This is a genomic window from Rhizobium sp. EC-SD404, assembly GCF_902498825.1.
Lineage (GTDB): Bacteria > Pseudomonadota > Alphaproteobacteria > Rhizobiales > Rhizobiaceae > Georhizobium.
On record NZ_LR701459.1, the window covers coordinates 3,057,620 to 3,072,101 of the forward strand.

General features: G+C 62.8%; 14 protein-coding genes. 5 read left to right on the plus strand and 9 right to left on the minus strand.

Annotation, left to right across the window (positions count from 1 at the left end; genetic code table 11):
- Window positions 1-1,656, plus strand: a complete 1,656-nt coding sequence (locus GC125_RS15535; protein ID WP_151987976.1) for a thiamine pyrophosphate-binding protein — start codon at window positions 1-3, stop codon at window positions 1,654-1,656.
- Window positions 1,657-1,667: 11 nt separating this feature from the next.
- On the opposite strand, the gene GC125_RS15540 is transcribed toward GC125_RS15535, so the two are convergent.
- A complete protein-coding gene (locus GC125_RS15540) occupies window positions 1,668-2,522 on the minus strand; it encodes a class I SAM-dependent methyltransferase (RefSeq protein WP_199864604.1) in 855 nt (284 codons plus the stop codon).
- A 23-nt stretch (window positions 2,523-2,545) separates the two neighbouring features.
- Window positions 2,546-2,884, minus strand: coding sequence for a protein tyrosine phosphatase family protein (locus GC125_RS15545; RefSeq protein ID WP_151986476.1), 339 nt, complete (start codon window positions 2,882-2,884; stop codon window positions 2,546-2,548).
- A 152-nt stretch (window positions 2,885-3,036) separates the two neighbouring features.
- On the opposite strand from GC125_RS15545, the gene GC125_RS15550 reads away from it, so the two are divergent.
- The gene (locus GC125_RS15550) at window positions 3,037-3,483 is read left to right on the plus strand and encodes an RbsD/FucU family protein (RefSeq protein ID WP_151986477.1); all 447 of its coding nucleotides are present in this window, start codon (window positions 3,037-3,039) and stop codon (window positions 3,481-3,483) included.
- Window positions 3,484-3,492: 9 nt separating this feature from the next.
- Here the strand turns inward: GC125_RS15550 and betA are convergent, their stop codons facing one another.
- The 4 genes from betA to betI are packed head-to-tail and all read right to left on the minus strand — an operon-like array spanning window position 3,493 to window position 8,738.
- Window positions 3,493-5,175: a choline dehydrogenase gene (gene betA, locus GC125_RS15555; RefSeq protein WP_199864605.1), complete on the minus strand. Its 1,683-nt coding sequence runs from the start codon at window positions 5,173-5,175 to the stop codon at window positions 3,493-3,495.
- A gap of 13 nt (window positions 5,176-5,188) precedes the next feature.
- Window positions 5,189-6,652: a betaine-aldehyde dehydrogenase gene (gene betB / locus GC125_RS15560; RefSeq protein WP_151986478.1), complete on the minus strand. Its 1,464-nt coding sequence runs from the start codon at window positions 6,650-6,652 to the stop codon at window positions 5,189-5,191.
- The gene (gene betC / locus GC125_RS15565) at window positions 6,652-8,157 is read right to left on the minus strand and encodes a choline-sulfatase (RefSeq protein ID WP_151986479.1); all 1,506 of its coding nucleotides are present in this window, start codon (window positions 8,155-8,157) and stop codon (window positions 6,652-6,654) included. The genes betB and betC overlap by 1 nt, the downstream gene beginning before the upstream one ends.
- Window positions 8,154-8,738: a transcriptional regulator BetI gene (gene betI, locus GC125_RS15570; protein WP_151986480.1), complete on the minus strand. Its 585-nt coding sequence runs from the start codon at window positions 8,736-8,738 to the stop codon at window positions 8,154-8,156. The genes betC and betI overlap by 4 nt, the downstream gene beginning before the upstream one ends.
- 172 nt (window positions 8,739-8,910) lie before the next feature.
- On the opposite strand from betI, the gene choX reads away from it, so the two are divergent.
- The 3 genes from choX to choV all read left to right on the plus strand — a co-directional run bounded on the left by choX (window position 8,911) and on the right by choV (window position 11,885).
- Window positions 8,911-9,840 carry a choline ABC transporter substrate-binding protein gene (choX, locus tag GC125_RS15575; RefSeq protein ID WP_151986481.1) on the plus strand — a complete coding sequence of 310 codons (930 nt, stop codon included), beginning with the start codon at window positions 8,911-8,913 and terminating at the stop codon, window positions 9,838-9,840.
- A gap of 171 nt (window positions 9,841-10,011) precedes the next feature.
- Window positions 10,012-10,848, plus strand: coding sequence for a choline ABC transporter permease subunit (gene choW / locus GC125_RS15580; RefSeq protein WP_151986482.1), 837 nt, complete (start codon window positions 10,012-10,014; stop codon window positions 10,846-10,848).
- The gene (gene choV, locus GC125_RS15585; RefSeq protein ID WP_151986483.1) at window positions 10,845-11,885 is read left to right on the plus strand and encodes a choline ABC transporter ATP-binding protein; all 1,041 of its coding nucleotides are present in this window, start codon (window positions 10,845-10,847) and stop codon (window positions 11,883-11,885) included. Before choW ends, choV begins: the two co-directional genes overlap by 4 nt.
- Here the strand turns inward: choV and phnN are convergent.
- Genes phnN through GC125_RS15600 form a run of 3 tightly spaced genes read right to left on the minus strand, consistent with a single transcriptional unit; the run spans window position 11,875 to window position 14,362 of the window.
- The gene (gene phnN, locus GC125_RS15590) at window positions 11,875-12,468 is read right to left on the minus strand and encodes a phosphonate metabolism protein/1,5-bisphosphokinase (PRPP-forming) PhnN (protein ID WP_151986484.1); all 594 of its coding nucleotides are present in this window, start codon (window positions 12,466-12,468) and stop codon (window positions 11,875-11,877) included. The genes choV and phnN overlap by 11 nt on opposite strands.
- The gene (locus GC125_RS15595; RefSeq protein WP_502706065.1) at window positions 12,468-13,649 is read right to left on the minus strand and encodes an alpha-D-ribose 1-methylphosphonate 5-triphosphate diphosphatase; all 1,182 of its coding nucleotides are present in this window, start codon (window positions 13,647-13,649) and stop codon (window positions 12,468-12,470) included. Before GC125_RS15595 ends, phnN begins: the two co-directional genes overlap by 1 nt.
- Window positions 13,646-14,362: a DUF1045 domain-containing protein gene (locus GC125_RS15600; RefSeq protein WP_151986485.1), complete on the minus strand. Its 717-nt coding sequence runs from the start codon at window positions 14,360-14,362 to the stop codon at window positions 13,646-13,648. The genes GC125_RS15595 and GC125_RS15600 overlap by 4 nt, the downstream gene beginning before the upstream one ends.
- Window positions 14,363-14,482 lie beyond the last annotated feature (120 nt).

A 14,482-nucleotide genomic window follows, 5' to 3' on the forward strand; every position in this document is an offset into this window, starting at 1 on the left:
ATGAGAACCGGCGGACAGCTGATTGTCGACGCATTGGTGGCCAATGGCACGAAGCAGCTCTTCTGCGTCCCGGGCGAGAGCTATCTCGCCGTCCTCGACGCGCTGGTCGATGCCGATATCGGCGTGACCGTCTGCCGCCAGGAAGGCGGCGCAACAATGATGGCCGACGCCTGGGGCCGCTTGACCGGCGAACCCGGCATTTGCTTCGTGACGCGCGGCCCCGGTGCCACCAACGCCTCCGCCGGCCTCCATATCGCGCGGCAGGATTCCACCCCGATGATCCTCTTCATCGGCCAGGTGCAGCGCGAAGCGCGCGAACGCGAAGCCTTCCAGGAAATCGAGTACCGCCGGGCCTTCACCGAATACGCCAAATGGGTTGGCGAGATCGACGACGCCCGCCGCATTCCTGAATTCGTGACGCGCGCCTTCGCCGTCGCCACATCCGGCCGGCCCGGCCCGGTGGTCCTGACGCTTCCGGAAGACGTGCTGCGCGATATCGTGGACGCGCCCGAGCCGAAGCCTTACACGCCCGTCGAGACCTATCCTTCGCCCCACCAGATGGAGGAGGTCGAGCGGCTGATCACAGAGGCCGAACGCCCCTTCGCCATTCTCGGCGGATCACGCTGGAGCGCCGATGCGGTCAGCCGGTTTGCGAGCTTTGCCGAGCGACATGAACTGCCCGTCGGCTGCTCCTTCCGCCGCCAGGCGCTCTTTGATCACCTGCACCCCTGCTATGCGGGCGATGTCGGCATTGGCATCAACCCAGTCCTTGCAGAGGCGATCAAGGAGTCCGACCTCGTTCTGCTTCTGGGCGGGCGGTTCTCGGAGATGCCTTCGTCCAACTACACGCTTCTCGAAAGCCCCTACCCGCGCCAGAAGCTGATCCACGTGCACCCGGATGCCGGCGAGCTTGGCCGAGTCTACCGGCCGGACATCGCGATCAATGCCAGCCCGGCAGCCTTCTGCGCCGCCCTGCCTTCGACGGCGCACAATCCGGCGCCCGCAGGTGCGGACCGCGCTGCGGCCCTCCACGATGCCTACCGAACCTGGTCCACGCCGCCCACGGAAGGTCCCGGAAAAGTTCAGATGGGCGCCATCATGAACTGGCTCGAAGAGAACGCGAAGGCCGATACGATCTTCACCAACGGTGCCGGCAACTACGCCACATGGCTCCATCGCTTCCACCGCTTCCGCGGCTTCGCGACCCAGGCCGCGCCGACTTCGGGATCGATGGGTTACGGCATGCCGGCCGCAGTCGCCGCGAAGCAACTCTTCCCCGAACGCGACGTGATCTGCTTTGCCGGAGACGGCTGCTTCCTGATGCATGGCCAGGAATTCGCGACCGCCGTGCGCTACGACCTGCCCGTCATCGTGCTCGTCATCAACAACGGCATGTACGGCACGATCCGCATGCACCAAGAGCGTGAATATCCAAGCCGCGTCAGTGCGACGGATCTCACCAACCCCGATTTTGCCGATTACGCCCGCGCCTTCGGCGGCCATGGCGAGGTGGTCACCGAAACATCGGAATTCGAAAGTGCCTACGAGCGCGCGAAGGCGAGCGGCAAGCCCGCCATCATCGAAATCCGCATCGACCCCGAAGCGATCACGCCGACGCGCTCACTGAGCGACATCCGCAACGCGGCCAAAGGATAAGGTCGAATCGGTCAGGGCTTCACAGCGAATGCGATCAGCGTATCGGTGGCGTCGATGCGCGCCAACGCATCGGCGTAGGCCGCGGTCAACGCCGGTGTATCGATGACTGAAAGCGATGATTTGTGCCCGCCCGGCTTACCCTTTGACAGCCATTGCAGGTGATTCGAGACCGGGTAACGCTGCACACCTTCGACAATGATCTCGGTAAAGCCGGCATGGCCAATCAGGCGCGCGAGCGAGTGGCGCGTGTGAAGGACAAGGTGCTGGCTCCAGAGCGTGAACCGCCGGTAGGCATGACAATCGAGCTGGTTCAGCAGGAATTCCGACGCGTGTGGCACCTCCGCGATCAACTGGCCGCCGGGCTTAAGCTTGGCGAACATGCGATCGAGGATAGCCAAAGGATCAGGCAAATGCTCCAGCACGTGGAAGGAAAAGAGCGTGTCGAGCGACGCATCCGCGATGTCGTCGAGCGAATGAAAGCAGTCGATATCGTCATCACGGAGGGCCTGGGCATAGCCTTCCTCAAGCTCTATCCCCGTGACCGAGGCGGCTTTGGATCGGACGGCCCGGAGAAAATCGCCTCGTCCACATCCGAAGTCGGCGATCCGCCGGCCGACATAGAATGGCTGCAGGGTTTCAACACGGCGCTGGCAGAGGACAGAGCGCTCGTAATCCGGCACGCCGAAAAAGCTAGTATTGGCTTTCTTGAAGCCACCGTCTGCATAGGTCTCGTCGCCGACATAGAACCCGTCGATATAGATGACGCCGGAATGGCTGTCGCGGTAAACGGTGAGATCATCGCGATCACGCGTTGCCGTCGCGAAGACGGTCCGGCTGTCTTCGCTCGCAAGGCCAAGCGCTTCCAAAGTTTCGAAGATCCGGTTCGCCCTCAATTGCGGATGTGCCGGGTCAGTTCGTAAATCTTCGTCGAGCGCGCGCCGGAGCGGCAATAGCCGAGCATCGGGCGGGGCATTTCGTCCAGGCAGTCGACGAAGGCGTTGATCTGGTCTTCCGAAACGCCCTCCGCGCCGAAAGGCACGTGGCGAATCTCAAGGCCGAGCTTTTCGGCTTCGGCCTTCACGGAATCAAATTCCGGCTGGCCCTCCGCTTCGCCGTCCGGACGATGGCAGACGATGGACTTGAAGCCCATCTCCTTGATCTCCTTGACGTCCTCGACAGCGATCTGGGCTGCGACGGAGTACTCGTCGTTGATCTGGCGGATGTCCATCGGGCGACCTCTCATTCCTGCAGCGCGAAAGCGCGGCTTGCTCCATGGCGTCAGTGATAAGCGGCCTTCGGGCGCGAAATCAAGCGATGGATCGATTGACCAGGCGCAAGATCGCCGCGAAGACTGCAGCGAGGCGCACAAAGGAGACCGAGATGCTGAAGTCCATCCCGACGATGATCGACGCGGAATTGCTGTGGATCCTGCGCTCGATGGGCCATGGGGACACGCTCGTCATTTGCGATGCAAACTTTCCGGCGACATCGGTGGCGCTGCATACGGTGACGAAGAAGATCGTCCGGCTCGCAGGCGTCGACACCACGGAATTTGCCGACGCGCTCTTCAAGCTCTTCCCGCTCGACAGCTTCGTCGATCATCCGATCGCCCACATGCAGGTCGTCGGCAGACCCGATGAACGCCTGCCTATCCATGAGGAATTCAAGGCAGCCGCAGACCGCGCGGAGGCCGGCGACATCGGCATGACGTCGACCGAACGTCATGCGTTCTACGATGCGGCCCGAAAAGCCTATGCCGTCGTGCAAACAAGCGAAGAACGGCCCTATGGCTGCTTCATCGTCACCAAGGGCGTGATCTTCGACTAGCCCAACGCTTCAGCGGTCACTGGTTTCCCAGCGTGGATTGATCCAGGGCTCGGCATTTTCCGGTGCGAGCGGCTGGCGGCCGAGAATGTGGTCCGCAGCCTTTTCACCGACCATGATCGACGGGCCGTTCAGATTGCCGTTGGTGATCTGCGGGAAGATCGAGCTGTCGGCCACGCGCAGACCGTCGACACCGATGACACGGCATTCGGGATCCACCACCGCCATCAGATCGTCCGCGCGGCCGATGCGGCACGTTCCGCAAGGGTGATAGGCACTCTCCGCATGGTCGCGAATGAAGCCGTCGAGATCGGCATCCGACTGAAGGTCGACGCCGGGCTGAATTTCCTTGCCGGCGTGATCGGCAAAGGCCGGCTGCCCGAAAATCTCCCGCGTCAGGCGGATACAGTGCCGGAAGTCCGCCCAGTCCTTCTCATGGCTCATATAGTTGAAGCGGATCACCGGCTTGTCCTTGGCCTCGCTGCTGCGCAACGTCACCGAACCGCGCGAAGGCGAGCGCATCGGCCCGACATGAGCCTGGAAGCCGTGGCCTTCGGCGGCTGCCTTGCCATCGTAGCGCACCGCCATGGGCAGGAAGTGGTACTGGATATCGGGATACTGGACGCCGGGAGCCGAACGCAGGAAGGCAGCACTCTCGAACTGGTTCGATGCTCCGAGGCCCGACTTGAACAGCAGCCATTGAAGGCCGACGAGGCCCTTTCCGATCAGATTGTAGTGCTTGTAGAGCGTGATCGGCTGCAGTGATGCATACTGGATGTAGAGCTCCAGATGATCCTGCAGATTGGCGCCGACGCCCGGACGATCGGCGATCGGCGCGATGCCGTGCTCGGCAAGATGCGCGGCCGGACCGATGCCGGAGAGCATCAGGAGCTTCGGTGAATTGATCGACGAAGCGGCGATGATCACTTCGCGCCGCGCCTTCACGATTTCGATGGCGCCGCCGCGTTCGATCTCGACGCCGGTCGCCCTGCCATTCTCGATGATGACGCGACGGGCGAAACAGCGGACGATCTCGGTATTCTTTTTCTTCAGCGCCGGACGCAGATAGGCATTCGCCGTGGACCAACGGCGGCCTTTCCAGACCGTCTGCTCCATCGGGCCGAAGCCCTCCTGCTTTTCGCCATTATAGTCGTCCGTCGTCTCGAAGCCGGCCTGCTTTCCGGCCTCCACGAAGGCACGGTAGAGCGGGTTCTTGCGCGGGCCGCGGGTGATGTGCATCGGGCCGGAGCGGCCCCGCCAGGACGGATCGCCTGAACCGGCATCTGCGAAGGGCCCGCCGGCGTGCCAGTGCTCCATGCGCTTGAAGTAGGGCAGCACGTCCGTGTAGGACCAGCCTTGCGCGCCGAGTTCCGCCCAGGCGTCGAAATCGCGCGCATGACCGCGCACATAGACCATGCCGTTGATGGAGGACGAGCCGCCGATAACCTTGCCGCGCGGCGTTGCGAGCCTGCGATTGCCCAGATGCGGCTCCGGCTCGCTTTCAAAGCCCCAGTCGTAGATGCCCATGTTCATGGGATAGGACAGTGCTGCCGGCATCTGGATGAACGGGCCCATGTCCGTTCCACCAAATTCCAGCACGAGCACGGAATGGCGCCCGTCCTCGGCCAGCCGATAGGCGGTGGCGGCACCGGCCGAGCCGGAACCGATGACGACGAAATCCGCTTCCATGGTCATGAGCGCAGCCCTGTCAGTACGGTGCGTCCTGCGGGCCGAGGCCCACATAGACGCTCTTGATCTGGGTGTAGTGCTCCAGCGCGGCACGACCGTTCTCGCGACCGACGCCGGACATCTTCATGCCGCCAAAGGGCATTTCCACCGGCGTCAGATTGTAAGCGTTGATCCAGCACGTTCCGGCATCGATACGGCCGATGACGCGGTGGCCGCGGGTGAGATCGGCCGTGTAGACCGCGGCCGAGAGCCCGAACTCTGTGCCGTTGGCACGGGCGACAACCTCGTCCTCTTCCTCGAAATCCAGAACGCACATGACCGGCCCGAAGATTTCCTCGCGCGCGATCGTCATGTCGTCGGTCACGTCGGCAAAAATGGTCGGCGCGATGAAGGCGCCGTCCTCAAGCCCTTTGGGCGAAACCCTTTCGCCGCCTGCGATCAGGCGCGCGCCTTCTGCCTTGCCCTTCTCGATATAGGCTTCCACCTTCGCGCGCTGGGCGTGCGAGACGAGCGGCCCCATCTGGGTCTCCTCGTTTCGCGGATCGCCGAGCACGATCGAAGCGGTGCGTTCGGCAAGACGGCTCAGGAATCGATCCTTGATCGAGCGATGGACGAAGACGCGGGTGCCGTTCGAGCAGATCTGCCCGGTCGAATAGAAGTTGCCGAGCATGGCGCCGCTGATGGCATTTTCGATATCGGCGTCGGCGAAAACGATGATCGGCGACTTTCCGCCCAGTTCCATCGTCACGTGCTTGATCCTGGCAGCCGCGGCTGCGTAGACCTTCGACCCCGTCGGCACCGATCCCGTCAGCGACACCTTGTCGACCGCGGGATGGGACACGAGCTTGGCCCCCACTGCGCCCAGGCCCTGCACGACGTTGAACAGACCTTTCGGCGCACCGGCTTCGATGAAGATTTCCGCGATCTTCAGCGCGCAAAGCGGCGTCATCTCTGAAGGCTTGAAGATCATGGCATTGCCGCCGGCCAGCGCCGGAGCGGCCTTCCAGCATGCGATCTGCGTTGGGTAGTTCCAGGCGCCGATCCCGACACATAGGCCGAGCGGATCGCGCCGCGTATAGGCGAAATCGCGCCCGAGCGGGATCGTCTCGCCATTGAGGGTGGCGGCGAGCCCGCCGAAGAATTCCAGGCAATCGGCTCCCGAGGACGCGTCGGCGACGGTGGTCTCCTGAATCGGCTTGCCGGTATCCAGCGTCTCAAGTTCCGACAATTCGCGATTGCGAGCGCGGATGATATCGGCGGCCCGCCGCAGTACGCGTCCACGCTCCACGGGCGCGAGTGCCGCCCATTCCTTCTGGGCGCGCCGACCCGACGCGACAGCCTCCTCGATGATCGCATCGGTCGCGGCATGCAGCTTGGCGATTACCTCGCCGGTCGCCGAAAAGACGCTTTCGAAAGCGTCGCCTGCCGTATCCTCGACATAGCGTCCGTCAACGAAATGGGATGCTTGGGGTTGGGCGCGCATTAATCACCTCGGGGAAAGCGGTTGTCGTGTTCGACGACGTTCAGGTCCATGTGGTTGCGCATGTAGCGCTCGGATGCCTTGCGCAATGGCTGGTAATCCCAGGGATAGTAGCTGCCGTTGCGAAGCGCCTCGTAGACGACCCAGCGCCGCGCCTGGCTTTGGCGCACGGATGCATCGAAGGCAGCCAGATCCCACTTGGCGGCGACCACCTCGGCAAGCCGCGCGGCCGTCTCTGCATGGACGGGATCGGCAGCGAGATTGCTGAGTTCGTGCGGGTCGTTCTCAAGGTCGAAGAGTTGCGGCGGATCGGCTTGGCAATGCACGTATTTCCACTGGCCATCCCGGATCGCGACAAGCGGCGCGATGGACGCTTCCGCCGCATACTCCATCGGCACCGGGCGAGAGCGTTTGGTTCCTGCCGCGACGGGCACGAGGCTTTCGCCGTCGGTCCACGGCATGATGTCGTCCAGCGATATCCCGGCAAGGTCGGCCAGCGTCGGCGTGACGTCGAGCGTCGAGACGGGCTCTTCAACGAGGCCAGCCGTCAGACCGGGCGCCGCGATCATCAGAGGCACGCGCGCCGAGCCCTCGAAGAAGTTCATCTTGTACCAGAGCCCGCGCTCGCCGAGCATGTCGCCGTGGTCCGAAACGAAGACGACGATCGCTTCCTGGCGCGTGGCCTCCAGCGCATCGAGCAGCGCCCCGATCTTTTCGTCGAGATAGGAGAGGTTGGCAAAATAGGCCTGCCGCGACCGGGCGATGTCCGTCTCGGTAATCGCATAGGACCGCCAGTCATTGGCATCGAAGATGCGCTTGGAGTGCGGGTCATGCGCCTCGTAGGGCATGGCCGGCACGTCCGGCTGCAGATGCTGGCAGTCCTCGTAGAGATCGAAGAAGCGCTTGCGCGCGACGTAGGGGTCGTGCGGATGCGTGAAGCTCACCGTCAGGTGCCAAGGCCGATCGTCCTTGCCACGCCCGAGATCGTAGATCTTGGCAAGCGCGTGATGGGCGACCTCGTCGTCATATTCGAGCTGGTTGGTGATCTCGGCCACACCCGCCCCAGTGACCGACGCCATGTTGTGGTACCACCAGTCGATCCGCTCACCGGGCTTGCGGTAATCCGGCGTCCAGCCGAAATCGGCCGGATAGATGTCCGTCGTCAGCCTTTCCTCAAATCCATGCAGCTGATCCGGGCCAACGAAGTGCATCTTGCCCGAAAGACACGTCTGGTAGCCGGCGCGACGCAAATGATGCGCAAATGTCGGGATGTCGGAGGCGAACTCGGCCGCATTGTCGTAGACGCGGGTGCGGCTCGGCAGCTGGCCGGACATGAAGCTTGCTCGACCGGGCGCACAGAGCGGCGAGGCCGTATAGGCATTGCGAAAGCGCGCGGAGCGCGCGGCAAGCCGCTTCAGATTCGGCACGTGCAGCCAATCCGCCGGTCCGTCCGGGAAGAGCGTCCCGTTCAGCTGATCGACCATGATGGTGAGAATGTTCGGCCTCATCGGGCGCGCTCCGCGATCAGAAGGTTGTCGATGAAGTTCTCCACAAGACGGATGGCGTCCTTCGGCGATGCCGGACCTGGCTTGAGCGACTGGCGAATGTAGAGACCATCGATCAAAGCGCCGATCATTTCGGCCGTGTCTTCAGGGCGTTGGCTGAGTTGCCTCAGCGCATGCAGGAGATTGCTCCGCAGGCGACGGGTATAGACGTTCAGGAGCGTGTAGGCCTCCGACGACTTTCGGGTCTCCGCGTAAAAGGCGAGCCAGGTTGCGACAGTCGCGTCGCTGAACTGTTCGACGCCGAAGCTCGCTTCGACGATTGCGCTCAGCCTTTCGCGCGGGGTCTGCCCAGCCCGCATTCGCCCCTTGGCGACCACGTTGAACTCCCGCAAAAGATGACGCATCGTCTCGATCAGGATCTGCTGCTTGTTGCCGAAATAATGATGCGCAAGTGCGGCCGACACACCTGCCCGCTTGGCGATCTGGCCCACAGTCACGTCGAGGCCGCCCTTCGCCCCGATTTCGGCGATGGCAGCGTCGATCAACGCGCGGCGGCGGATCGGCTCCATTCCCAATTTCGGCATCACCAACTCCAAAAATGCAAAAAAGCACTTGCAATCCGGGGCTAATTTATTTTGATTGATGCGTCAATCAAGAAAAAATCGGCGCTTTTTGCCGGAGCAGCGGAATGCTAACGTCCATCGCTTGCGCTGCCGAAGCGCTTGATGCAATTCCAGAAAAAGGGAACAGATACCTATGGCACGCCACGCGAAATTCGCCGGAGCCCTGCTTGTCTCGACCGTCCTCGCCGGGCCGGCATTGGCGCAGGATGCCTGCTCCTCGCTGACCTTCTCGGATGTGGGCTGGACCGACATTACGGCCACCACAGCCGCCACGACGCTCGTTCTCGAAGCGCTGGGCTATGAGACACGCACGAACATCCTGTCCGTCCCCGTCACGTTCCAGTCGATCGCCGATGGCGACACCGACATCTTCCTCGGCAACTGGATGCCTGCTCAGGAAGGCGCCATCCGGCCTTATCTGGATGAAGGCACGATCGAGGAAGTCGCCACCAATCTGGAAGGCACGCAATACACGCTCGCCGTTCCGAAATACACCTATGACAAGGGTCTGACGACCTTCGAAGACATCGCCACGTTCCAAGAAGAACTCGATGGCCAGATTTACGGCATCGAGCCAGGAAACGAAGGCAATGGATATATCATCAGCCTGATCGAGAACGACACGTTCGGCCTTGGCGAATTCGAGGTCGTCGAAAGCTCCGAGCAGGCGATGCTGGCCCAGGTCGGCCGTGCTGTGAACTCAGAGGATGACGTGGTCTTCCTCGGCTGGGCTCCGCATCCGATGAACAGCAACATCGAGATGGAGTATCTGACCGGCGGTGAGGAATGGTTCGGCGATGTCGGCACCGTTCACACCGTCACGCGCACTGGTCTCGCCGAAGAATGCCCGAACATCGGGAAATTCCTTACCAACCTGACGTTCACGCTCGAGATGGAAAACCAGATCATGGGCGCGATCCTCGACGATGGCGAGGATGCCCGCGCCGCCGCGCAGGCCTGGATCACCGAAAACCCCGACACACTAGACGCATGGCTCGATGGCGTGACGACGGCCGATGGTGAAGAAGGCCTGGCTGCCGTTCGCGCCGAACTCGGTCTCTGACACCGCATTGGCCGCCGGGCGTTCCCTAGGGTCCGCCCGGCGGCCACCTTCAAAATGAGACGTCGCGCAGTTGGGAGGTGAGGGCCAGCCGCCGCGACGAATATATGATCGGCGAACGCCGTAGGCCGACCCACCGCTCAGGTTATGGTCGGCAGGACTGGGGACACTTCGATGGAATGGATAGCCGACAACAAGATCCCCGTGGGACAGACGGCAAGCGACGTCGTCAACTGGTTGACGCGCAATGCGTCCTGGATCTTCGACTTCATCGCCAGCGTCATGGAAAGCATCATCGACGGCGTATTATGGGTTCTTCAGACACCCCATCCGCTGGTGATGGTTCTCATCTTCACGGCGCTCGCCTATGTGCTGCAGCGCTCGTGGAAAGTGGCAGCGCTGACGCTCGTCGGCTTCCTGTTCGTCATCAATCAGGGCTATTGGCGCGAGACGACCGAAACCCTGACGCTCGTGCTTTCGGCTTGCGCGCTTTGTATGGGAATCGGAGTCCCGATCGGCATCGCGTCCGCCCATCGGCCGAAGCTCTACGCCTGGGTGCGCCCCATCCTCGACCTGATGCAGACCTTGCCGACATTCGTTTATCTGATTCCCGCAATTGTCTTTTTCGGCATCGGCATGGTGCCAGGCCTCATCGCTACGGCCATCTTCGTCATCCCGGCGCCCATCCGCCTGACCCATCTCGGCATCTCGTCGACGCCACCGGCGCTGATCGAGGCCGGCCGTGCATTCGGGGCGACGTCGCGCCAGATGCTTTGGAAGATCGAGCTTCCCTATGCCCTGCCCCAGATCATGGCAGGCCTCACCCAGACGATCATGCTGTCGCTGTCGATGGTCGTCATCGCAGCGCTCGTTGGTGCCAGCGGCCTTGGTGTGCCCGTCGTCCGGGCGCTGAACTCCGTGAATACGGGCCTCGGCTTCGAATCCGGTCTCGTCATCGTCGTCGTCGCCATCATCCTCGACCGCATCTTCCGCCGGGAGAACGAGGCATGAGCAATCAACCGATGATCCGCTTCGAAGACGTCTGCATCGTCTTCGGCGACAATCCGAAGGTGGCCCTGCCCCTGATGGACAAGGGCATGAAGCGCAGCGAGATCCAGCAACAGACCGATCAGGTGCTGGGCGTCCACAACTGCTCGCTGGAAGTTGGCGAAGGCGAGATTGCCGTGCTGATGGGCCTGTCGGGATCTGGCAAGTCGACCTTGCTGCGCGCCGTGAACGGCCTCAACAAGGTTGCCCGCGGTTCGGTCAAGGTCGAGACCGGCAAGGGCATGGTCGATGTGGCCAAGGCGGACCGCAAGACTCTCCGGCAACTGCGCACCGAGCGCGTATCCATGGTGTTCCAGCAGTTCGGCCTCTTGCCTTGGCGGACGGTCGCCGAGAATGTGGGCTTCGGCCTGGAGCTTTCGGGTGTACCCGCAAACGAGCGCAAGGAGCGTGTCGCATCGCAGCTCGATACGGTCGGTCTCACCGATTGGGCTGACCGCAAGGTCCATGAGCTTTCCGGTGGCATGCAGCAGCGCGTCGGCCTCGCCCGCGCCTTTGCGACGGGCGCACCGATCCTTCTGATGGACGAGCCCTTCTCCGCGCTCGATCCGCTCATCCGCACGAAGCTGCAGGATGAACTGATCGAACTGCAGCAACGCATGAAGTGCACGATCCTCTTCGTCAGCCACGACCTCGAAGAGGCGGTGAAGATCGGCGACAAGATTGCGATCATGGAAGGCGGCCGCATCATCCAGGCCGGGCGGCCGGAAGAGATCGTGCTACGTCCGGCGAACGACTATGTCGCCGAGTTCGTCGCCCACCTCAATCCGCTTGGCGTGCTGTGCGCGGAAGACGTGATGCGGCCCGGACAGGCAGGCGCGAAGGAAACCGTCGGCGGATCGGTCAAACGCCGCACGCCTGTCAGGGAAATGCTGGAAACGCTTGCCAACCATTATCCAAGTTCGCTGGCCGTGGTGGAGAATGGCGGTATCGTCGGCGTCGTCAGCCCGGCCGACATCCTGAGCGCGCTCGTCAAGCGATAGCGGGGTTTCTCGCCGACACCTGCTCTATGAGACGCACGAAAGCGCGGCCGGCAATTTCCGGGGCGCCATTGTTGTCGATGATCGTCAGGTCCGGCGTGTCGAGCGCGAACCGCTCCGCGCGCTGAAGCCGCGCCGCGATCTCAGCCTGGCTTTCTCGCCCACGAGCAGCGATGCGTGCAGCCAAAACATCCGGAGCGACCGCCAGTGTCACCGGCACGAGCGTCGGATAGCGTCGCCGCAGATCGGGCAAAGTCGCACGCGATCCGTTGGCGATCGCGATGCCGCCTGAGGCAAGATGGCCGTCCATCGAGCTCGGCAAGCCGTAACTCAGGCCATGGGCCCTCCAGGTGAAGGCGAAGGCGCCCGCCTGTTCGGCTGCCAGGAACGCGGCCTCGTCAAGCGTGTCGTGATCTTCAGCCTGAACGGCAGCGTCGCGGGTCACCACCCGGCGCACGAACAAGACATCGCTTCGTCCGCGAAGCGTTTCACGCGCGAAATCGATGATCGTATCCTTGCCCGACCCGCTCGGACCGAGCACGACGATCAAGGTTCCCGCAGGATCTCCCAGCGACCGTTCCGCCATCAGATGACGCGGCGTCCCTGACGCCACACGGTCCGGACGATCGGCAACTGATCGAGATTGCGCACGCGCAGCAGATCGGCCCGCTTGCCGACCGCGACGACGCCGCGATCGTCCATCCCGACGGTCCGCGCCGGCGTGGATGTGACCAGTGCGACCGCTTGCGGCAGAGAAATCGCGTCCACATCATCGGCGAGCTTGAAGACCGCCTGCAGCAGGCTCGACGGCACGTAGTCGGAGGACAGAACATCGAGAATGCCGGCTTCGGCGAGATCCCTTGCGGCGATGTTGCCGGAATGCGATCCACCGCGCACCACGTTCGGCGCACCCATCAGCACGCTCATGCCGGCTTCGTGCGACGCGCGAGCGGCTTCCTTCGATGTCGGGAATTCGGCAAGGCCGACGCCATCGGCAATCGCCTCGTCGACATGGTCGAGCGTCGCGTCGTCGTGGCTGGCCAGCGTCACGCCGGCGCCGCGGCAGTGCTCGGCGATTGCGCGACGATGCGGGGCGGAATAGCGGGCCGACTGCTCCTGCCGCTTGGCGACGAAGACCTCGAACTGCTCGTCGGTCAGCCCGCGCTTCGTCTTGTAGTAGAGCGTATACTGATCCATCGTCTGGAACTGCCGCTGGCCGGGGGCATGATCCATCAGCGATGCCAGTCGCACACGATCGTCGCTGCGGAACTTTTCGAAGGCATCGAGGACATCCGCCGCCGAAACCTCGCATCGCAGATGCAGAAAGTGATCCGACCGCAGCCGATCTTCGCGCTGCGCCTGCTCGATCGCATCGGCAAGGCTGCGCATCTCGCCGGGCTTGAAGCCGCCATCCTCATCTGATCCCATGCGCAGGCAATCGAAGACGGTGGTGATGCCGGATGCGGCTATCTGCGCGTCATGCGCCTGAACCGCCGCGATCGCATTCCAGCGCACCCCCGGCCGTGGGCCGTAGTGGCCCTCGAGGTGATCGGTGTGAAGTTCGACGAGGCCCGGCATCAGGTAATCGCCCTTGAGATCGTCGCCAGGAGCCGACGTCGACCCCTCGCCGATCTCCGCGATCACCCCGTCGCGGATGACGAGATGGCCCTCGACCACCCGATCGGCCAGTACCAGCATCGCATTCTTCAGGATCGTCTCGTTCACCGTGCTCATCCGTACCTGCAAATTCTTGTCGTGAAGCGTCATTGTGCGGCCGCCCGTTTTGCGGCTCTGAAGGATCCGAGTGGATGCAGTGAATCCACCGAAAAGTTGGCCCCCTTTTCCGGTTCCACGAACAGCGCCAGATTGCTGACGGTGACAGGCTTGTCCAGTAAAGGCGCAAATACCTGGTGCAAAGCCGCCTCGATCCGGTCTGCGTCACCGGCATCGACGGGCCCCGTCAGCGTCATGTGAAAGCGGAATTCCTCGAAGACATAGGGGTAGCCGAACCTGTCCAGATACGCCACTTGCCGTTCCGTCAAACGATCGACATTGCGCCGCGCCCGATCAGCCTCGCTCAGCGGAGCATGGTACCGGTCGAAGCGGCGAACGACCGCGTCGGCAAAGTTCTGGAGGGCCGGCGATGGAGCGCTTGGCGTCAGGGCGAAGAACGGGCCGAGTCGTTCGATGTGGAGCGGCGGCAGATCGAAGGGCTCCAGTTCACCGCAAAAATGCATGATCTCGGACAGGAGATCGGCTTTCGTCAGGCCGTCCGCCAGAGCAAACGGCGCTTTGATGGTCGCGTGAAAGCCATATCGGCGCGGCGCCGCCGTGATCGCTATGATTTCATCGAGAGCGAGACCCAAGCCGTTGGGCTGGCTGAGCGATGCACCCGAAAACGCGTTCCGGCCGAGCCAGCGCGACGCGGTTCGCTGCAACGCGTCGCTCATCGGCGGCGTGAAATAAAGCGCATAGCGCATGGTGAATCAGTCTCCGAATTGGTCTTCGATGACACGAAAGCCGAGCCTATGACCGATAAGCATGACAGCTTGACGAAAGGAAGGACGGAAAACGACGTCACTCACAATCGGTGCTTGCCG